Raw genomic sequence first — 18792 nt, forward strand, 5'->3', positions numbered from 1 at the left:
CCACGACCTCCAGGACCTCCACGCCCGCCGTGACCGCTGCTCGCCCGGCCCTGCGCCACCGCCTGGCCGAACGCGGCATCGACCGCGTGCTGCTGCTCCTGGTGCCCGGGTTGCTGGTCACCGCGTGCCTGTTCCTGTATCCGTTCCTCTACGGCCTCCAGTTGTCGTTCGCCCCGCGCCAGGGCGGGGTCTTCGCCAATTACGCCAGGTTCTTCGGCGATCCGTACCTGCGCGACACGATCTGGACGACGCTGGGCATCGCGCTGCCCGCGACGTTCATCAACGTCCTCGCCAGCATCCCGATCGCCTACGTGCTGCGCGGCCGCGTGCGCGGCAAGCGCCTCCTGACGACGATCCTGGTCGTCCCGATCACGCTCGGCACGGTGCTCACCGCGCAGGGCCTGATCATGTACGGCGGCCAGTCGGGCTGGCTGAACAAGGTGCTCACGGTCCTCGGGATCACCGACGAGCCGCTGCCGCTGATCCACAACTACACGGGCGTGCTCCTGTCGCTGGTCATCACCGGCTTCCCCTTCTCGTTCCTGCTGACGTTGTCCTATCTCTCGGGCATCGACCCCTCCTTGGAGAAGGCGGCCGCGACACTCGGCGCCAACTGGGCCCAGCGCTTCCGGCGGATCACGCTGCCCCTGCTCGCACCCGGTCTGGCGATCACCTTCTGCCTCTCGTTCGTGATGGCGTTCTCGGTGTTCCCGTCGGCCCAGCTCGTCGGCGACCCGGCGAACGAGACCCGCGTCATCTCGATCGCGGCCTACCACGCCGCGTTCGAGGAGTACGACTACTCGATGGGCTCGGCCGTTGCGATGATCATGGCGGTGCTCATGCTGATCGTGATCGGCCTGGTGATGGCATGGCGCGGCACGCTGTACCGCGGAGCGACCGGAGGCAAGGGATGACCGGTTGGGTCACGCGTCCCGGACGTTGGGTCGTCTGGGCCGTCGTCGCGTTCTTCTTCGTCAACCTCGCTGGTGTGGTCCTTTCGGTCGTCGTCGATTCGTTCGGTGTGCAGTGGTTCGGCACCTGGCTCCCGGACGGCTTCACCACCCACTGGTACGCCGACGCCTGGCGCGAGTTCGGCCTCTCGGACGTCCTCCTCACGACGGCGATCGTCGCTCTGGTGGTGATCGCCGTTTCGGTGGCGGTCGGCGTCCCGGCCGCGTACGCACTGGCTCGCCGGAAGTTCCCCGGCAAGCGCCTGGTGATGCTGCTGTTCGTGCTGCCGATCCTGATCCCGCCGATCACCTACGGCATCCCGCTGGCGACGGTGCTCTACAAGTTCCACCTGGCCGGCTCGATGACCGGGGTCATCCTGGCGAACCTGGTGCCGTCGGTGCCGTTCGTGGTGCTCACGATGACGCCGTTCATCGAGCAGATCGACCCGAAGATCGAAGCCGCCGCGCGCATGTCGGGCGCGCGCACGCTGTCGGTGTTCACCCGGATCCTCGGGCCGTTGCTGCTGCCGGGCATCCTGGCCGCGTCGATCCTGGTGCTGGTGCGCACGGTCGGCATGTTCGAGCTGACGTTCCTGACGGCCGGCCCGGACTCGACGACCCTCGTCGTGGCCCTCTACAACTCCGTGTTCGCCGCGGGCATCCGCGCCAACCAGTCGGTCGACGCGATGGCGACGATCTACACCGGTTCCATGCTGTTGCTCCTCGTCGTGGCGTTACGGTTCGTGAATCCGACGCAGCTGGTGACCCGGATCCGCGAAGAAACCTGAGGTGGTGCGAAACCATGAGCAGGGCGGTGACCTGGGACGGCTTCTTCAACACCAGGGACCTCGGCGGCCTGCCGACCCGGTCCGGGGAGACGACCGGCTACGGCGCCTTCTTCAGATCGGCGGACCTGCGTTTTGTCACCGACGCGGGCTGGGCTCACGCTCGCGAAGCCGGCGTCCGCACCGTCGTCGACCTGCGCAACGACGACGAGATCCGGCCTGGGGCCGAATCGCGGACAGCGCAGGCGGGTTCGGCGCAGTTCACCGCACCCGCTGCGACCCCGGCCACGCCGGGCATCGACCGGCTCGAAGTGCCGCTCGACGACATCGACGACGTCGAGTTCTGGCAGCAGGTCAACCGCGAACAGCTCAACGGCACCCCGCTCTACTACCCCCTCTTCCTCCAACGGAAAGCCGGCCGCTGCGCCGCCGTCATCAAGGCGATCGCCCACGCCGCTCCCGGCGGTGTCCTGTTCCACTGCGGTGCCGGTCGGGACCGGACCGGGCTGATCACGCTCCTGGTGCTCGCGCTGGCCGGTGTCGAACCCCAGGCGATCGCCGCGGACTACGACCTGTCGGCCGAGGCCCTCAAGGCACTGTTCGCCGCGATGGGCACCGACGACCAAGGGCCGGTCATCGAGGCCATCCTCGCGAAGCGAGGCACCACGACCGAAGGAGCCGTCTTGGCGGCCCTCGACGGTTTCGACGTCGAGCGCTATCTGCTCGATGCCGGGGTCTCCCGCGACGAACTCCGCGGCGTTCGCCATCGGTTCTTGGGATCACGCGCTCACTGACTGTTGCTTCCACGTGACCGACTTTACCGCCGATCATCGAACATGTGATCGACACGATGTGGTGAAACGACCCTTGCGCCTCCCCTCGGGGGAGGTGTCACGCTGAACGGCATGCGGTACTCGATCGGCGAACTGGCCCGGCTGACCGGCCTCACGGTCAAGGCCGTCCGCTTCTACTCCGACCGCGGTCTCGTGCCACCGGCCGAGCGCAATTCCGCAGGTCACCGCCTTTTCGATGCGACCGCACTCGCGCGGCTCGACCTGATCCGCACCCTTCGCGAACTGGGTGTCGACGTCGCCACGATCCGGCGGATCGTCGACGGCGAAGTCACCGTCGCCGACGTCGCGGCGAGGCACGTCGGAGCCCTGGACGTCCAGGTCCGGGTGCTGCGGTTGCGTCGCGCTGTCCTGGCTGCCGTCGCAGAGCGTGGTTCGTCACCCGAGGAGACAAGTCTCATGAATCAGTTGGCCCACCTCACGGACACCGAGCGTCGCCGGCTGATCGACGACTTCCTTCGCGACGCGCTCGGCGACCGTCCCGAACTCGCGGGCATCGCGCGCACGCTGACGCCCGAACTGCCCGACGACCCGGCATCCGCGCAGGTCGAGGCATGGATCGAGCTGGCCGGGCTGGCGCAGGACCCGGAGTTCCGCGCGCTCCTGCGCCGGCTCGCCGACCAGCACAAAGGCGGCCTGCGCCGTGACCTGGCCGCCGAAGTCCGCGACGCCGTCACACCGGCTCTCGACGCCGGAGTGCCGCCGGATTCGCCCGAGGCCGCCGCGATCGTCGACGGCCTCGGGCGCGAACCCGGCCGGCTGCGGGAATGGCTCGACGTCGCCAACGATCCACGTCGCGAGCGCTATCTGGAACTGCTCGCCGTCATCAACGGCTGGTCGGCTCCGGAAAGCCTGACGCCGGCGCTGGATTGGCTCGCCGCAGCGGTTTCCTGATCTCGGCGGCCAGCGCGGCCAGCGCTTCCGCCGCCGGTCGTGCCGCCACCTGGCTTCCGTCGCGCAGCCGGAAGGAAAGCGAGCCCGCCGAAACCTCCCGAGGCCCGATCACGGCCTGGTACGGCACCAGCCGTCCCTCGCGGATGCGCGCGCCCAGGCTGCCGCGGGACGCGTCGGCGACCTCGATGCGCAGGTCGTCGCTCCGGATCCGGTGCGCGTAAGGCAATTCCGCGTCGGACAACGGCAGCAGCCGCAGCTGCACCGGTGCCAGCCAGGCCGGGAACGCGCCGCCGTGGACCTCGATCAGCTGCGCCACGGCTCGCTCGATGCTGCCGATGATGCTGCGGTGGACCATCACCGGGCGGTGTTTCGCGCCGTCCGCGCCGACGTACTCCAGGTCGAACTGCGCCGGCTGATGGAAGTCGACCTGGACGGTGGACAAGGTCGCTTCGCGGCCGGCGCTGTCGGCGACCTGGACGTCGATCTTCGGGCCGTAGAAGGCCGCTTCGCCCTCGACGGCGTCGTACTCGAGCCCGCTGCGGTCGAGGACCGAACGGAGGATTCGCGCCGCCCGCGCCCACATTTCCCCGTTGCCGACGTACTTGCCGGTGTCCCCGGCGAGTGAGAGCCGGTAGCGCGCCGGGCGGATGCCGAGAGCGTCGTAGGCCGGCCCGATCAGGGCCAGCGCGGCCGCGGCTTCGTCCTCGACCTGGTCGAGGGTGCAGAAGACGTGCGCGTCGTTGAGCTGGATCGCGCGCACCCGGCTCAGGCCGCCGAGCACCCCGGACAGCTCGGCGCGGTACATCCCGCCGAGCTCGGCCAGGCGCAGCGGCAGCTCGCGGTAACTGCGGCCGCGCGACCGGTAGATCAACGCGTGGTGCGGGCAGAGGCTCGGCCGCAGCACGACCTGCTCGCCGCCGAGGTCCATCGGCGGGAACATGTCGTCGCGGTAGTGCGACCAGTGCCCGGAGATCTCGTACAGCTCGCGTTTGCCCAGCACGGGCGAATGGACGTGCCGGTACCCCGCGCGGCGTTCGACGTCGCGGACGTACTCCTCCAGGCTGTGGCGGACGATCGCGCCGTCGGGCAGCCAGTACGGCAGGCCGGCGCCGATCAGCGGGTCGGAGCCGAACAGCTCCAGCTCGCGGCCGAGCTTGCGGTGATCGTGCATTGTGGACTCCTCGGGACGGCGAGGCGGATGACCACAAGACGAAGCCCGGGGCAACCGCCCCGGGCTGGAAACGTCGTTCAGCGCGCCGGGACACTCTCCGGCGTCGTCGTCATGGCGCGCATCATGCGTCCACGGTAGGCAGCGGCGTCCGGCGCCGCGACGGATTTACTCCGTCGCCAGCTGGAACGTGTCGTGCCGGGGCTTCCCGTCCGGCCGCAGGACCAGCACGTTCACACCCGCCGAGGTCCGGCGCGTCTCGACGTGCTCGAACGACTTCGGCGTCACGCCCTCCGGGAACAGCTTGCGGCCCTGGCCCAGGACCACCGGGTAGAGCCACAGCCGGTACTCGTCGACGAGGTCGTGGGCGATGAGCGTCTGGAGCAGGTCGCCGCTGCCGTGGACCTGGATCTCGCCGCCCGGGCGCGCCTTCAGTTCGCGGACGAACTCGACGACGTCGCCGTCGACGACGGACACGCCGGACCAGTCCGAACCCGGCAAGGTCCGGGACACGACGTACTTCGGCAGGTCGTTCATCGCGTCCGCGACCGGGTCGTCCTGGTCGGTCGCCTTCGGCCAGTACTGCACGAAGATGTCGTACGTCCGGCGGCCCATCAGGAGCGAGCCGGCTTGGCCGAGCCACTCGGCAACGTAGGCGGCCATGTCGTCCTCGTAGAACGGCGTCACCCAGCCGCCCTGGTCAAAGCCGCCCGACGTGTCCTCCTCGATGCCGCCAGGGCCTTGGTAGACGCCGTCCAGGGACAGGAACATCGTGACGGTCAGTTCAGCCATCGTGCCTCCTCGAATCGGGTTGTCGCCGACGCGTCGTCCGAGGCAGGCGCCGGATCGACAAACCCGTCCGAAGAATTTTAGGACGTCAGGAACAGCTCCAGCTGCTCGACGACGAACGCGTGGTCGTCGGCCTGCGGGAGGCCGGAAACGCCGACCGTGCCGACCGGTCCGACGCCCCGGACCAGCACCGGGAACACGCCGCCGTGGGCCGCGTAGACGTCAGGGTCGAGGCGGGAGTCCTCCTCGAACGTGCTGCCCTTCGCGCGGAACTGCGTGCCGACCAGGAAGGAGCTGTGGCCGTAGCGGTCGACGACGCGGCTCTTGCGCTCGATCCAGGCGTCGTTGTCGGCCGACGTCCCGGGCAGCGCCGCGTGGAAGAGGCGCTGGCCGTTGCGGCGGACGGAGATCGTCACGGCCAGCCCGCGGTCCCGTGCGGCGGCCAGCAGCTGGGCGCCGAGGGCGAGCGCGGTCTCGTTGTCGAACTTCGTGAACTGGAGGCGTTCCTCCTGGTCAGCGAGCTGGGCGAGGCGTTCGGCGTCGGTCATGGACCTATTAAATCAACACTGTTGTTTAATTGCCAGTGAACTCGGTCAGGGACAGCACGTTGCCGTCGGGATCGCGGAACCAGGCGATCCGGCCGCCGGGCGTGGTCCAGATTTTGTCGGTGTCCTGTGGCAGCGTGTCGAAGGTCAGGAACTCGACGCCCCGGGTGCGCAGCTCGGCGACGGCCGCGTGGATGTCGGCCACCGCCCAGCCGAGCACGGTGAACGGGTGCGGCGTGAACTCCTGCACAGCGGTGACACGCAGCATGGTGCCACCGCTGCGGAACACACAGGCGAAGGGAGACTGCTCGATGAACTCGAGCCCGGCGACATCCGTGTAGAAGGCACGTGAGCGTTCGAGGTCGGTCGACGGTGCGAAGGCGACCAGATCCGCTGAGTCGAGCATGGCTCCACCTTTCTCCCGGCGGCGACGGTACTCCTTGCCTGGCGTGCTGACGTGCGGAAAGCTCGCGCCGAGGAGGTGGGCATGGGCCGGATCCGGCGGCGGACGGTGCTCGGTGGCGCGGCCGCGGTGACGGTGGCCGGTGCGCTGCCCGCGGCGTGCGCGGTGCCGGCGTCGCGCACGGGCACGATCGACGACGTCCGCCACGTCGTGGTGCTGATGCAGGAGAACCGGTCGTTCGACCACTACTACGGCACGATGGCCGGGGTGCGCGGGTTCGGTGACCGCGCGGCCCTGCGTGACGTCTTCCGGCAACGTGGCAGCGGTGGCGGCGACCCGGTGCTGCCGTTCCGGATCGACACGTCCGTGGTGGACGGTCAGGACCTCGGCGAGCTGCCGCACGACTGGAACAGCACGCACCGCGCGTGGAACGGCGGCGCGTACGACGGCTGGATCGCCGCGAAGAGCCCGATGACGATGGGGCACTTCGCGCGTGAGGACATCCCGTTCCAGCGGGCGCTGGCCGGCGCGTTCACCCTGTGCGACCACTACTTCTGCTCGATCCAAGGGCCGACACAGCCGAACCGGCTGTTCCACTGGACCGGCACGATCGACCCGGACGGGGTCGCGGGCGGTCCGGTCACCCACAACTTCCCGGACTACGAGCCGTCGTTCCGCTGGACGACGTACCCGGAGCGCCTGGAAGCCGCCGGGGTCTCGTGGCGGATCTACGCGAACGACGAGGAGCGCGGCGTCCCGGAGCACTTCGTCGGGGACTACGGCGACAACCCGTTGTGGCTGTTCCGGAACTACCACGACGCGTTGTACTCGATGGACCCCGTGAAGCACCGGCTGGCCGAGCGCGCGAACCTGCGCACGAAGCTCAAGCCGGACTCCGGCCGGGGCCAGGACCTCGACCACGTGCTGGCCGAGTTCCTCGCGGACTGCGACGCCGGGACCCTGCCCGCGGTGTCGTGGGTCGTGGCGCCCTACGGCTACTGCGAGCACCCCGCGGCCCGGCCGGTCGATGGCGCCGCGTACGCCCAGCGGATGCTGAAAGCGTTGTGGGACAAGCCGGAACTGTGGGAATCCACCGTCGTGTTCATCAATTACGACGAAAACGACGGGTTCTTCGACCACGTCCTCCCGCCGACCCCGCCACCCGGGACACCCGGCGAGTTCCTGCCGGCGAACCGGCCCGCGAGGGGCGCGCCGTCCGGGCCGCCGGCGCCGATCGGGCTGGGGCCGCGGGTGCCGATGACCGTGATCTCGCCGTGGAGCCGCGGCGGCTGGGTGAACTCGCAGGTCTTCGACCACACGTCGGTGCTGCGGTTCCTCGAGACGTGGACGGGGGTGAAGGAGCCGAACATCTCGGCGTGGCGCCGGGCGATCTGCGGCGACCTGACCAGCTGTTTCGACTTCCGGACGCACGACACGACGATCCCGCTGCTGCCGGACGTCGCCGCGTTGCGCGCCGAAGTGGACCGGACGCAGGCACGGCTGCCGAAGCCGGGGGTGCGGCCCGGCGCGTTGACGCAGGAGTCCGGCACCGCGAAGGCGCGTCCGCTGCCGTACCAGCCGGTTGCGTGGGCCACTGTGGAACCAGGTGGGCTCAAGCTGCACCTGTCGAACCACGGCAGCCAGGCGCTGCAGCTCTCCGCGCACGCCTACCACGCGGGCGCGACGGTGCAACGCTTCGACGTCCCGCCGGGCGGCGTCGTGACGGGCGACGTCGCGTACAGCGCGTCCTACGACGTCGCGATCCACGGCCCGAACGGCTTCCTGGTGGAAGCGTCGGGCAGCGGGCCCGGCCTCGACGCCGCCGTCACGTTCGAGGCGACACCGGCGTTGCGCGTGACGGTGACCAACACCGGAGCGACGCCGGTCGCGCTCAACGGCGTCACGATCCCGCCGAGCGGCGAGCACGACTTACCGGTGGTGACGGCGAACGGCTGGTACGACGTCACGTTCGAAGCGCCGGAGTGGCGTCGGCGCTTCGCCGGGCACCTGGAGGACGGCCGCCCGTCGCGCACCGGGCCCTAGCGGAGGGCGTCCAGGGCGAAGGCGGCCAGCATCGCGACCCCGTTCGGCATCGCGTCTTCGTCGAAGAGCACGCGGTTCGAGTGGTTCGCCGCGGCTTCGGCGGGGTCGACGCCGGGCGGGCACGCGCCGAGGAACGCGAACGCGCCCTGAACGCGTTGGAGGACATAGGAAAAGTCCTCGGCGCCCATGATCGGATCGGCCATCAGCTCGACGTTCTCCCGGCCGAGCACGGCCTCGCCAATCCTCAGGACCTCGGCGGCGACGCGGTCGTCGTTGACGGTCACCGGGTAGCCCGGTCCGACGTCGGCGACGACGCGGCAGCCGTACGCCGCGCCGACCTGCTCGCACACCTTCGGCACCTCGGCGCGGACCAGCGCGCGCGTGTGCTCGGACAGAGCGCGGATCGTGCCCTCGAGCTCGGCGGTCTCCGGGATGATGTTCGTCGTCGTGCCGGCCTGGATCCGCGTGACCGAGAGCACGGCCGGGTCGAACACGCTGACCCGGCGCGTGATCATCGTGTGCAGCGCGCCGACCATCGCCGCGGCCGCGGGCACCGGGTCGATCGTGTGCTGCGGCGCCGAACCGTGCCCGCCCTTGCCGGTGACGCGCACGAAGAACGAGTCCGCCGACGCCATCTGCGTGCCCGGCCGGACCGCCAGCAGGCCGCTGCGCAGGTTGGCGAGGATGTGGACGCCGAACGCGCGCTCGACCCGCGTCCCGGCGGCGTCGAGCACGCCTTCGTGGATCATGAACCGGGCGCCGTGGTGGCCCTCTTCGCCCGGCTGGAACATGAACACGACCGACCCGGCCAGCTGGTCCTTCCGCTCGGCGAGCAGCCGGGCCGCGGAGGCGAGCATCGCCACGTGCGTGTCGTGCCCGCACGCGTGCATCGACTCCTCGTCCTCGGACGCGAAGTCCAGCCCGGTCGCCTCGGTCAGCGGCAGCGCGTCCATGTCGCCGCGCAGCAGCACCGCCGGGCCGGGCCGGGAGCCGCGCAGGACGGCCGTCAGTGACGTCGTGGTCTTGCCCTCGGTGATCTCCAACGGCAGGTCGGCGAGGGCTTCGCGGATGGCCGCCTGGGTGATCGGGAGCTGGAGGCCCTGTTCCGGATGCCGGTGCACGGCGCGTCGCAAAGCGACGGTGCGCTCCTGCAGCGCCCGCGCGTCGTCGAGGAGGCCGGCGAACGGCGTGCCGGGCAAGGTGGGCAGGTCAGTGGGGCCGGTCATGCTCCCGATAGTGCCCCATGCGGCGCTTCGGGCGCACCGTGCGTGCGCTCGGTCGAGCGGCGGAATACGGTGTGCGCATGGCGGTGGATGAGCCGGTCACGGGCTTCGCGGTAGCCGTGGTCCGGGAGGACGGTCGGTGGCGGTGCAGTGCGCTCGACCCTGGGGCGTTGACAGAGCTGGATGCGGCGATCACTGAACTGGGCAAACTACGTTCCACCGGCGCGGCCTTCGGGCTACTGGCGGTCGACGACGAGTTCTTCGTCCTCGTCCGGCCGAGCCCGCGGGGACCGGCGTTGCTGCTTTCGGACGCGGCGGCGGCACTCGACTACGACATCGCGGCGGACGTCCTCGACGTCCTGCGCGTCGAGCCGCCGGACGAGGAAGACGACTCCGTCTGGCCCGAAGGCGACCTCGAGATCCTCGCGGACCTCGGGCTGCCGGCGCCGGAGCTGGAGGTCATCGTCGGCGAGGTCGACCTGTACCCGGACGAACAGCTGCAGATGATCGCGCAGCGCGTCGGGTTCGGCAGCGAGTTCGCCAAGCTCCTGGACGAGCTCTGAGACGCCCGTCCGACACCGAGGCCGTGGAGGCGGCGCTGGAGGCCGCGCGCGCCCCCGGTGCGGACGTCCCGATCGGCGCGGTCGTCTTCAGCCCCGAAGGCCTCCCGTTGGCCGCGGCGCGCAACGCGCGCACGGAGCTGGGCGACCCGACGGCGCACGCGGAGGTCCTGGCGCTGCGCGCGGCCGCCAAGGTGGTGGGCGACGGCTGGCGCCTCGAAGGCTGCACGCTGGCGGTGACGCTGGAGCCGTGCACGATGTGCGCGGGCGCGCTGGTGCTGGCGCGGATCTCGCGGCTGGTGTTCGGCGCGTGGGAGCCCAAGACGGGCGCGGTGGGGTCCCTGTGGGACGTCGTCCGCGACCGTCGGCTGAACCACCGCCCGGAAGTCCACGGCGGGGTGCTCGTCGCGGAGTGCGCGTCCCTGCTGGAGACGTACTTCGCGACGCGTCGCTGACTTCTTCTGTGGGTACCCCCTCGGTGAGGTCCCCGTCGAAGGAGGAACGTCGTGACGATGAAGGACAAGGTCCAGCAGGCAGTCGGCGGCGCTCGCGAGAAGCTCGGAGACGTGACCGGCAACGATCGTCTCAAGGCTTCGGGCCGAGCCCAGCGGAGGACGGCCCAGGTCCGCGAAGTGGCTCACGACCTGCGCGACAAGGCACGAGGCGTGATCCGCGACGTCCAGACCCGACGTCGCCCCGGCCGCCCCGCTGACCCCATGTGAGGCCGGGGAAGGCCCTCCGGTATATTTCTCGGCGGTGGCGTGTCCGAGCGGCCGAAGGAGCACGACTCGAAATCGTGTGACGGCTAATCCCCGTCCGTGGGTTCAAATCCCACCGCCACCGCGCACCCGGACCCCCGGTCGGCTCAGCCGACCGGGGGTTTCGGCTTTCTCCGGGAGGCCGCGGGTTCACCACGATCCGTGGGTCGTGTGCCACCTGCCGATCTCGTAGCCGAAGAGGTGCGCGGAGCTGACTCCGGTGGCACGCAGCCAGTCCAGGCCGGCGTCGAGCATGGTCTCGCGGTTCGGATCCGTCAGGTGCTCCGACGTCAGCAGCTCCCAGATCTGTTCCTTCCTGCGGTCACCTTGACTTGAAGGGCTCTTGAAGTGTGACCGTGGTGGGGTAGCCGATCACGAGGGAGCACACCATGACCGTTCTCGTCACCGGGGCCACCGGCCACACCGGACGTTATGTCGTCAGTGGCCTGCTGGAAGCCGGGGTCGACGTGCGCGTCTTGGTGCGGGACGCGGCGAAGGCCCCAGTGGACGTCGAGGTCGTTCAGGGGGACATCGCCGATCTCATCGAAGCCGCCGAAGGCGTCGACGCTGTCTATTTGCTCTGGCCTTCCTTCGAGGCTGAAGGCATCGAGCAGGCCATAAAACCGTTGGAAGGAAAAAAGATCGTCTATCTCTCCGCGATGAGCGCGGAGCACGGCGGTGTCTGGGGAGACGTCGAGAGAGCCGTCCAAAGGATCACCGGCGACTGGACTTTCCTGAGGGTCACCGGCCTCGCCACCAACACCCTCGGCTGGGCGGACCAAGCCGCGACCGGCGTCGTCCGGGGGCCTTACGGGCAAGCCAGGAGATCGCTCGTCCACGAGCGCGATGTTGCCGACATGGCGGTGAAGGCGATCACCGGTGACCACGCCAAGCAGACCTACCTCGTCACCGGACCCGAAGCGCTCACCCAGGCCGAGCAGGTGAAACTCATCGGGGATGCGATGGGAAGGCCGGCCGTGTGGGAAGAACAGCCGGTCGCGGAAGCGAAAACGCAGCTGAGTCAACAGATGGGTGCGGAATTCGCAACCACTGCCCTGGGTTATTGGGCGTCGCTCGTGACGGAACCGGAGCCCGTCTCGCTGGACGTCGCTCGGGTCACCGGGCATCCCGCGCGGCCCTTCGAAGACTGGGCCCGGGAGCACTTCAGCTGAGGTCGACCGCCGGGTTCGTCAGCGGTTCCAGTTCCGCGGCAAGGGAAGTCAGCGACGACGCCTTCTCCTGGACCGTCCGGACCACCGACGCGCACGCGCGGCTGACCGTGCTCACCACCTCGGCCGACCGGTCGTCCGAGAGGACCGCTGACGCCGCCGCCTCGGCGGCGTCGGCGATCGCGGTGACCTCGGCCGACGTCGACCGGGCCAAGGCGTCCAGTTCCGAAGCGATCCGGAGGCCCAGTGCCGCCGTCGTGGCCGCCGCGCGTGCTGCCTCCGCGTACCGACCGTCCACTGTGTCCGCCCAGGTCGCGAACGTTTCCGCGCTGCCGCCGATTTCCGCCAGGTCGACGCCGGTGCGGAACTCCGCGGCCGCCGACGTCACCACCGACGAACCCGCGTCCACCTCCGTGGCGGACGCGCGGATCGCCGCGGGCGAACAGTCGACGTGGCGCAGGGCCGCGACCGGGTCGGCCGCGCCGATCCGGCCGGCCGCCGCTCGGAGCGTGGCCAGCCGGGTCGCGGCCGAGGTCAGTGCCGGGTGTTCGAACAGCTCGAGCGTCACGGTGCCACCGCGATCCGCCTCCGGAAGCCCGAACCGCTCGTGGTCCCGGCCGCCATGCGGAGCCGGCCGGCCAGGTCCGACGTCGCGTCGCCGAGGACGCGCGCGTCCGCTTCGCGAGCGGCGAGCGCGGCCGACCAGCGCGCCGCGAGCTCGCGGGCCTGGGCCGAGATGCCGAACGGTGTCGAGTCGACGCGGGCCTCGGCGAACCGGCCGGCGGCCTTGTCGTCGGCGGCCGCGGCCTGGTCCAGCTGGTCGGCCGCCCGGCGCAGCCGGTCAGGCCTCTTCCGGGTGGCGGAGCCCCCGGCCCCGGAGCGAAGCTCCGGGAATTGCCTCTTCAGGGGGTTCCGGGTGGCGGAGCCCCCGGCCCCGGAGCGAAGCTCCGGGACACCACTGTCGATCCGCGAGCCTCTGCCTTTCGGCATGGGGAGACCTCCGTCGTCAAGGGCGCTCACTCGATCGGGGAGGATCTTGCCTCATCGGCCCGCGCGGCCCGCATCGCGGTGACCTGCGACGTTGGAGGCGTTCCACCAAGTGGACGTCTTGACCGCAGGGCGGGACTAGGTTGACCATGGGCGCATGCCCGCCACCTCGGAAAGCACGCCAATCCGGTGGCACGACCGCGCCTCCAAGCGGTCGATCGGGGAAGGCACCGTGGAGCTGCTCCTGCGCCGCGGCCGCCTGGGCTCGCCCCCTGCCTGACGCGAGCCCGGCGTCCGAATTCTCCCGAAAACCCTTGGAGCACAGTCATGTCCGTAGATCCTCCTGCCCGGATTCAGCTGCGTGAGGCCGTGACGCCCACGGACGGCATCGTCGAGGGCCCGCGCGCCCTCCGGGACAACCCGGGCGAACCGTACGAACTGTTCCGGATCCGCCCGCTCGGCCGGGTGATCGGCGCCGAGATCGACGGCGTCGACCTCGCCCGGCCGGTCACGCCCGAACTGCGAGCCGAGCTCAACCGCGCCCTGCTCGAGTGGAAGGTCGTCTTCTTCCGCGACCAGCGGATCACGCCGGCGCAGCAGCGCGCGTTCGCCGCGAACTGGGGCGAGCTGGAGACCAACCCGTTCATCCCGCGGGGCGAGAACGACGAGGTCACGCGCTTCGAGCGCACCGCGTCCATGCCCGGCTTCGAGAACATCTGGCACACCGACGTCACCTGGCGGCCCAACCCGGCGCTCGGGTCGGTGCTGCGGCTGATCGAGGTGCCGCCGGTCGGCGGCGACACCATCTGGGCCGACATGGCCGCCGCCTACGACAACCTGCCCGGAGACGTCCGCGCCCGCATCGACGGGCTGACCGCGGTGCACGACTACCTCCCCGGCTTCGACCGGTTCGCCGATCCGGCGTTGCTCGCGCAGTGGCAGGAGCAGTTCCCGCCGGTCGAGCACCCGGTGGTCCGCACGCACCCGGAGACCGGGCGGCGCACCCTGTTCGTCAACCAGGCGTTCACGACGCACATCGTCGGTCTTGACCGGGCCGAGAGCGACCGGCTGCTGCGGTACCTGTTCCTGCAGGCCCACACGCCCGAGTTCCAGGTGCGGTTCAGCTGGCGGCCGGAGTCGGTGGCCTTCTGGGACAACCGCGCGACGCAGCACTATGCCGTGAACGACTACCACCCGCACGTGCGGATCGCGGAGCGCGTCGCCATCGCGGGCGACCGGCCGTTCTGAGCCTTAGCCTGAGGGCATGACCGAAGACCCCCAGGCAGTGGTGACCGGTTTCCTGAAGGCCCTCGAAGACCTCGACATCGACCGCGCGCTGACGTTCGCGGCGAGCGACATCGTGTACCAGAACGTGCCGTTGCCGCCCGCTCGCGGCGTCGCCGCGGTCGAGAAGCAGCTGCGGCTGATGGCCCGGTTCGGTTCCGGGTTCGAAGCGCGTACGCACCACATCGCCGCGGACGGCAACATCGTCCTCACCGAACGCACCGACGTCCTGCGCCGCGGCGCGTGGGAAGCGGAGTTCTGGGTGTGTGGCACGTTCGAGGTCGAAGGCGGCCGGATCGTGCTGTGGCGCGACTACTTCGACTGGACGACGGTGCTCGCGGCGAGCGCGAAGGGCGCCGGGCGGGTCGCGCTGGCCGGCGCGCGGACGCTCATCGGCCGTTATCGGGCGAGGTCCGCCGTCCGCTGACCCGGGTACTGCCGCGATCGTGGGCCCGAAGGTCCACGACCGCGGCTGTCCCCAGTACCAGCACGAACACGCAGCTGAGAACGATCAGCCCCCACATGATCATTCTCCCTCCCCCCGTGTCGTGCTGACTCTTGCGCCTCCGGGAAGTGGTCTACGCCACTTTTCCGGCGGCTCACGCAGACCGTACCTCTGCTTCACAGCGGTGACTCCGGTCCTTGACCTGCATTTAAGGCAGATGCGCCGGATGGGTGACAGGCCTGACGCGAGCTGTAACTCCTCGCGCGCGATCCGTTACGCCCCAACGCCTAAGCCCGCCACCGACGCGATCCCGTCCCGCACGGTCACCGCGGTGGCGCGCTGCGCGGAGACGTCCGTGACGTAGCGCAGCACCCGGTCCGCTTCCTCGCCCGCGAGCGGTTCGCACTCGTTGTCGGCGTTGCGCCGCACCGGGATGAGCTCGAGCCGGGGTTCGTCGCCGAAGATGCAGCCGGCCAGCAGTCCGTCGAGGTGCCGGCCGCGCATCGCGGGCCAGTCGAACACGAGGTTGCCGAGGCTGTAGAGGATCGCGCGGCCGCGGTACACCTCGACGGCCTGGATCGTGTGCGGGCCGTGTCCGGCGACCAGGTCGGCGCCGGCGTCGATCGCCGCCCGGCCGTAGGTCACCTGGTACTCCGCGAGGTCCGCGCCGGGCAGGCCCCAGTGCATCGAGACGACGACGTGGTCGTTGGCCGCCTTCGCCCGGCGCACGTCGGCGGCGAGCCGCTCCAGGTGTTCGGGCACCGGCGCCGTGCGCACCAGCGGCGGCAGCCCCGGGACGTCGGCGACGCGCGGGTCCGGCTGGTAGGACGTGGTCGCAAGCGCTTGCGCGACGCCCGGAGCCGTCACCTGCGCCGCCTGGCCGAACGGCCAGCAGAGCGACGTGTACGCGAGGAAGGCGACCTTCTGCCCGGCGCGTTCGAGCACGGCGGGCGCGTGCGCGGCGGCGAGGCCCGTGCCGGCGCCGCAGTGTGCGATCCCGGCTTCGTCGAGCACGGCGAGGCTCGTCATCGCGGCGGCCGGCGGGTAGGTGACGTCGTTCGCGCACGAGACGACGTCGACGCCGGCGACCGTCAACGCCTCGACCATCTCCTGCGCGGAATGGCGCCAGTTCGGTTTGTGCGGGATGTCCGCGCCGCCGGAGTTCCCGGCGGTGCCTGACAGCGGTCCTTCGAGGTTCACGAACCGGATGTCGGCGCCCTGGAGCAGGGGATGCAGGTGTTCGAAGGCCTTCGACGGTGTGGTGCGGCCCTGAACGTTGACGTCTCCGCCAAGTACCAACGTGATCACGAAGCCTGCTCTGCCGATCGAGTGACGACGAAAGTAGTTGTTACGAATCGTTGCATCTTTGTCTTCCTGCTCCTCATCTGTTCGGGGGACTATGCCACGACTGTTCAAGCACAAAGGGGACTCAGGGTGACCAAGACCCACAGATCCAAGGCCGCGCTGACGGTGGCCGTCGCGTCGGGCCTGGTGCTCGGCGGGGTGGCCGCACCGGCCGCGCTCGCGACGCCCAGCGCCGACGCGGTCATCGCCGAGGTCTACGGCGGTGGCGGCAACTCCGGCGCCACGCTGACCAACGACTTCGTCGAACTCGCCAACCACGGTACTGCGGCCGCGAGCCTGGCCGGCTTCAGCGTCCAGTACCTGCCCGGTTCGGCGAGCGCGTCGAGCACCTGGCAGGTGACGCAGCTGGCCGGCAGCGTCGCGCCGAGCGGGCGCTACCTGGTGGCCGAGGGCAAGGGTGCCGGGGGCACCGTCGCACTGCCCGCACCGGACGCGACCGGCACGATCGCGATGTCGGCGACCGCGGGCACGATCGCCCTCGTCTCCGGGGCCACCGCGCTGACCTGCAAGACCGCCGCGGACTGCGCGGCCGACACCCGGGTCAAGGACCTCGTCGGGTTCGGCGCCGCCACCGTGCGCGAGGGCAACCCGACGGCGGCGCCGGCCAACGCGACGTCCGTCGCGCGCGGCACGACCCTGGCCGACACGGACGACAACGCCGCGGACTTCACCGTCGGCGACCCGACGCCGACCAACGCCGCGGGTGAGACGACCGGCGGCGGCACCGGGCCCGGCGAGCCGGGGATCCCGGCGAAGATCCACGACATCCAGGGCATCACGCGGCTTTCCCCGCTGAAGGACCAGAAGGTCAGCGGCGTGACCGGCGTCGTCACCGCGACGCGGACCTTCGGCTCGTCCCGCGGCTTCTGGCTCACCGACCCGGCCCCGGACAACGACCCGCGCACCAGCGAGGGCCTGTTCGTGTTCACCGGCTCCACCAGCCCGGCCGTCGCGGTCGGCGACGCCGTGACCGCGACCGGCACCGTCCGCGAGTTCTACCCGGACACCCCGTCGACGTCGGTCTACCAGTCGCTCACCGAGCTGGGCACGGCACAGTGGACGGTCGACTCGCACGACAACGCGCTGCCCGCGCCGACCGTGCTGAGCCCCACGACGGTGCCGGAGACCTACGCGCCGTCGCCCGGCGGGAACATCGAGGCGCTGCCCCTGGAGCCGGCGAAGTACGCGCTGGACTTCTGGGAGGCGCACGAGAGCGAGATCGTGAGCGTCACCGACGCCCGCGTCGTCGGCCCGTCGAACTCGTTCAACGAGCTGTACGTGACGACCAAGCCGGACCAGCACCGCTCCGTCCGCGGCGGCAGCGTCTACCTGGGCTACGACAAGCTCAACAGCGGTGTCCTCAAGGTCCAGTCGCTGATCTCGTTCGACCAGCGGCCGTTCCCGAAGCTCAACGTCGGTGACGCGCTGACCGGCGTCACGTCCGGTCCGGTCGAGTACAGCACCTTCGGTGGCTACACGCTGTTCGCCAGCGTGCTGGGGGCCGACAAGGACAACGGGCTGCAGGCCGAGACCACGCGCAAGCAGCGCACCGGCGAGCTGGCCGTGGCCACCTACAACGTCGAAAACCTGGCGCCGAGCGACCCGCAGGCCAAGTACGACCGGCTCGGCGAGGCGATCGTGACCCACCTGGCCACGCCGGACATCGTGAACCTGGAAGAGATCCAGGACAACACGGGCGCGACCGACGACGGCGTCGTCGTCGCGGACCAGACGCTGCAGAAGTTCACCGACGCCATCGTCGCCAAGGGTGGCCCGCGCTACCAGTGGCGCTCGATCGACCCGGTGAACGACCAGGACGGCGGCCAGCCGGGCGGCAACATCCGCGTGGCGTTCCTGTTCAACCCGGCTCGTGTGTCCTTTGTGGACCGTCCGGGTGGCACGTCGACCACGCCGGTCAGCGTGACGAAGGACCACGGCAAGGCGCACCTGTCGGCGTCCCCGGGGCGCGTCGACCCGGCGAACGAGGCCTGGACGGCCAGCCGCAAGCCGCTGGCCGGCGAGTTCGTCTTCCAGGGCCGCACGGTGTTCGTCATCGCCAACCACTTCAACTCGAAGGGCGGCGACCAGCCGACGCACGGCCGCAACCAGCCGCCGGTGCGCAGCTCCGAGGTGCAGCGGGCCAAGCAGGCGACGGTGCTGCGCGGGTTCGTCGACTCCCTCCTCGCGGCCGACAAGAACGCCAACATCGTGGTGGCGGGCGACCTGAACGACTACCCGTTCTCGCCGGCCGTCCAGACGCTCACCGCCGGTGGCGCGCTGAAGGACCTGATCGCGACGGTGCCGGAGGCGGAGCGCTACAGCTACGTCTTCGAGGGCCAGTCGCAGGTGCTGGACCACATCCTGGCGTCGAAGGCGCTGCGCGGGGTGGACTACGACGTCGTCCACATCAACGCGGAGTTCGCGGACCAGGCCAGTGACCACGACCCGCAGGTGATCCGGTTCCGGCCGACCACCGGCAACGCGATCCAGGACGCGCTGTACGACCTGCTCGACTACCTGGAGCAGGTGCTCGGGAAGTACTTCCCGCAGCCGTAGTTCCTTGGGAAGGCCGT

The 18792-nt window shown here is 70.3% G+C and carries 20 protein-coding genes and 1 tRNA gene; 13 read left to right on the forward strand and 8 right to left on the reverse strand.

What is annotated here, in order from left to right:
• Positions 1 to 29: 29 nt before the first annotated feature.
• From ACLJQZ_RS00095 to ACLJQZ_RS00110, 4 genes are all read left to right on the forward strand, one after another.
• Positions 30 to 914 carry an ABC transporter permease gene (locus tag ACLJQZ_RS00095; protein ID WP_410617861.1) on the forward strand — a complete coding sequence of 295 codons (885 nt, stop codon included), beginning with the start codon at positions 30 to 32 and terminating at the stop codon, positions 912 to 914.
• Positions 911 to 1738, forward strand: coding sequence for an ABC transporter permease (locus ACLJQZ_RS00100; protein WP_410617862.1), 828 nt, complete (start codon positions 911 to 913; stop codon positions 1736 to 1738). Before ACLJQZ_RS00095 ends, ACLJQZ_RS00100 begins: the two co-directional genes overlap by 4 nt.
• Positions 1739 to 1752: 14 nt before the next feature.
• Complete coding sequence (locus ACLJQZ_RS00105) at positions 1753 to 2529, forward strand: tyrosine-protein phosphatase (protein ID WP_410617863.1); 777 nt, start codon at positions 1753 to 1755, stop codon at positions 2527 to 2529.
• Between the two features lie 111 nt (positions 2530 to 2640).
• Positions 2641 to 3480, forward strand: a complete 840-nt coding sequence (locus ACLJQZ_RS00110) for a MerR family transcriptional regulator (protein ID WP_410617865.1) — start codon at positions 2641 to 2643, stop codon at positions 3478 to 3480.
• On the opposite strand, the gene thrS is transcribed toward ACLJQZ_RS00110, so the two are convergent.
• The 4 genes from thrS to ACLJQZ_RS00130 all read right to left on the reverse strand — a co-directional run bounded on the left by thrS (position 3413) and on the right by ACLJQZ_RS00130 (position 6388).
• The gene (gene thrS / locus ACLJQZ_RS00115; protein ID WP_410617866.1) at positions 3413 to 4705 is read right to left on the reverse strand and encodes a threonine--tRNA ligase; all 1293 of its coding nucleotides are present in this window, start codon (positions 4703 to 4705) and stop codon (positions 3413 to 3415) included. The genes ACLJQZ_RS00110 and thrS overlap by 68 nt on opposite strands.
• Positions 4706 to 4816: 111 nt before the next feature.
• Positions 4817 to 5440 carry a dihydrofolate reductase family protein gene (locus tag ACLJQZ_RS00120; RefSeq protein WP_410617867.1) on the reverse strand — a complete coding sequence of 208 codons (624 nt, stop codon included), beginning with the start codon at positions 5438 to 5440 and terminating at the stop codon, positions 4817 to 4819.
• A gap of 77 nt (positions 5441 to 5517) precedes the next feature.
• Positions 5518 to 5985: a heme-degrading domain-containing protein gene (locus ACLJQZ_RS00125; protein WP_410617868.1), complete on the reverse strand. Its 468-nt coding sequence runs from the start codon at positions 5983 to 5985 to the stop codon at positions 5518 to 5520.
• Positions 5986 to 6010: 25 nt separating this feature from the next.
• The gene (locus ACLJQZ_RS00130) at positions 6011 to 6388 is read right to left on the reverse strand and encodes a VOC family protein (protein WP_410617869.1); all 378 of its coding nucleotides are present in this window, start codon (positions 6386 to 6388) and stop codon (positions 6011 to 6013) included.
• Positions 6389 to 6439: 51 nt separating this feature from the next.
• Between ACLJQZ_RS00130 and ACLJQZ_RS00135 the strand changes: the two genes are divergently transcribed.
• Positions 6440 to 8428 carry a phosphocholine-specific phospholipase C gene (locus tag ACLJQZ_RS00135; protein ID WP_410617871.1) on the forward strand — a complete coding sequence of 663 codons (1989 nt, stop codon included), beginning with the start codon at positions 6440 to 6442 and terminating at the stop codon, positions 8426 to 8428.
• Here ACLJQZ_RS00135 and ACLJQZ_RS00140 read toward each other — a convergent pair.
• Positions 8425 to 9654, reverse strand: a complete 1230-nt coding sequence (locus ACLJQZ_RS00140) for a M20 metallopeptidase family protein (RefSeq protein ID WP_410617872.1) — start codon at positions 9652 to 9654, stop codon at positions 8425 to 8427. The genes ACLJQZ_RS00135 and ACLJQZ_RS00140 overlap by 4 nt on opposite strands.
• Before the next feature lie 77 nt (positions 9655 to 9731).
• Between ACLJQZ_RS00140 and ACLJQZ_RS00145 the strand changes: the two genes are divergently transcribed.
• The 5 genes from ACLJQZ_RS00145 to ACLJQZ_RS00165 all read left to right on the forward strand — a co-directional run bounded on the left by ACLJQZ_RS00145 (position 9732) and on the right by ACLJQZ_RS00165 (position 12141).
• Entirely contained in the window at positions 9732 to 10214 is a 483-nt protein-coding gene (locus ACLJQZ_RS00145) for a tRNA adenosine deaminase-associated protein (RefSeq protein ID WP_247059016.1), read from the forward strand.
• Between the two features lie 23 nt (positions 10215 to 10237).
• A complete protein-coding gene (locus ACLJQZ_RS00150; protein WP_247059014.1) occupies positions 10238 to 10666 on the forward strand; it encodes a nucleoside deaminase in 429 nt (142 codons plus the stop codon).
• A gap of 57 nt (positions 10667 to 10723) precedes the next feature.
• Positions 10724 to 10933 (forward strand): CsbD family protein, encoded by a 210-nt coding sequence (locus ACLJQZ_RS00155; RefSeq protein WP_247063786.1) that lies wholly within the window; start codon positions 10724 to 10726, stop codon positions 10931 to 10933.
• 33 nt (positions 10934 to 10966) lie between these two features.
• A tRNA-Ser gene (locus ACLJQZ_RS00160) sits at positions 10967 to 11054 on the forward strand.
• Positions 11055 to 11358: 304 nt separating this feature from the next.
• Positions 11359 to 12141, forward strand: a complete 783-nt coding sequence (locus ACLJQZ_RS00165; protein WP_410617874.1) for an SDR family oxidoreductase — start codon at positions 11359 to 11361, stop codon at positions 12139 to 12141.
• Here ACLJQZ_RS00165 and ACLJQZ_RS00170 read toward each other — a convergent pair.
• Entirely contained in the window at positions 12134 to 12706 is a 573-nt protein-coding gene (locus ACLJQZ_RS00170; protein WP_410617875.1) for a hypothetical protein, read from the reverse strand. The two genes, ACLJQZ_RS00165 and ACLJQZ_RS00170, sit on opposite strands and share 8 nt — an antisense overlap.
• On the reverse strand, positions 12703 to 13128 hold the full coding sequence (locus ACLJQZ_RS00175; protein WP_410617876.1) for a hypothetical protein: 426 nt from the start codon (positions 13126 to 13128) through the stop codon (positions 12703 to 12705). Before ACLJQZ_RS00175 ends, ACLJQZ_RS00170 begins: the two co-directional genes overlap by 4 nt.
• 324 nt (positions 13129 to 13452) lie before the next feature.
• Here ACLJQZ_RS00175 and ACLJQZ_RS00180 point away from each other — a divergent pair, with 324 nt between their 5' ends.
• The gene (locus ACLJQZ_RS00180; RefSeq protein WP_410617877.1) at positions 13453 to 14373 is read left to right on the forward strand and encodes a TauD/TfdA dioxygenase family protein; all 921 of its coding nucleotides are present in this window, start codon (positions 13453 to 13455) and stop codon (positions 14371 to 14373) included.
• 16 nt (positions 14374 to 14389) lie between these two features.
• The gene (locus tag ACLJQZ_RS00185; RefSeq protein ID WP_247058999.1) at positions 14390 to 14836 is read left to right on the forward strand and encodes a limonene-1,2-epoxide hydrolase family protein; all 447 of its coding nucleotides are present in this window, start codon (positions 14390 to 14392) and stop codon (positions 14834 to 14836) included.
• Positions 14837 to 15127: 291 nt separating this feature from the next.
• On the opposite strand, the gene ACLJQZ_RS00190 is transcribed toward ACLJQZ_RS00185, so the two are convergent.
• Complete coding sequence (locus ACLJQZ_RS00190) at positions 15128 to 16162, reverse strand: CapA family protein (protein ID WP_410617879.1); 1035 nt, start codon at positions 16160 to 16162, stop codon at positions 15128 to 15130.
• A gap of 126 nt (positions 16163 to 16288) precedes the next feature.
• Between ACLJQZ_RS00190 and ACLJQZ_RS00195 the strand changes: the two genes are divergently transcribed.
• Positions 16289 to 18775, forward strand: a complete 2487-nt coding sequence (locus tag ACLJQZ_RS00195; protein ID WP_410617880.1) for an endonuclease/exonuclease/phosphatase family protein — start codon at positions 16289 to 16291, stop codon at positions 18773 to 18775.
• The last annotated feature ends 17 nt before the right edge of the window (positions 18776 to 18792 follow it).

The sequence above is a fragment of the Amycolatopsis sp. cmx-8-4 genome (assembly GCF_046548675.1).
Classification (GTDB): domain Bacteria; phylum Actinomycetota; class Actinomycetes; order Mycobacteriales; family Pseudonocardiaceae; genus Amycolatopsis.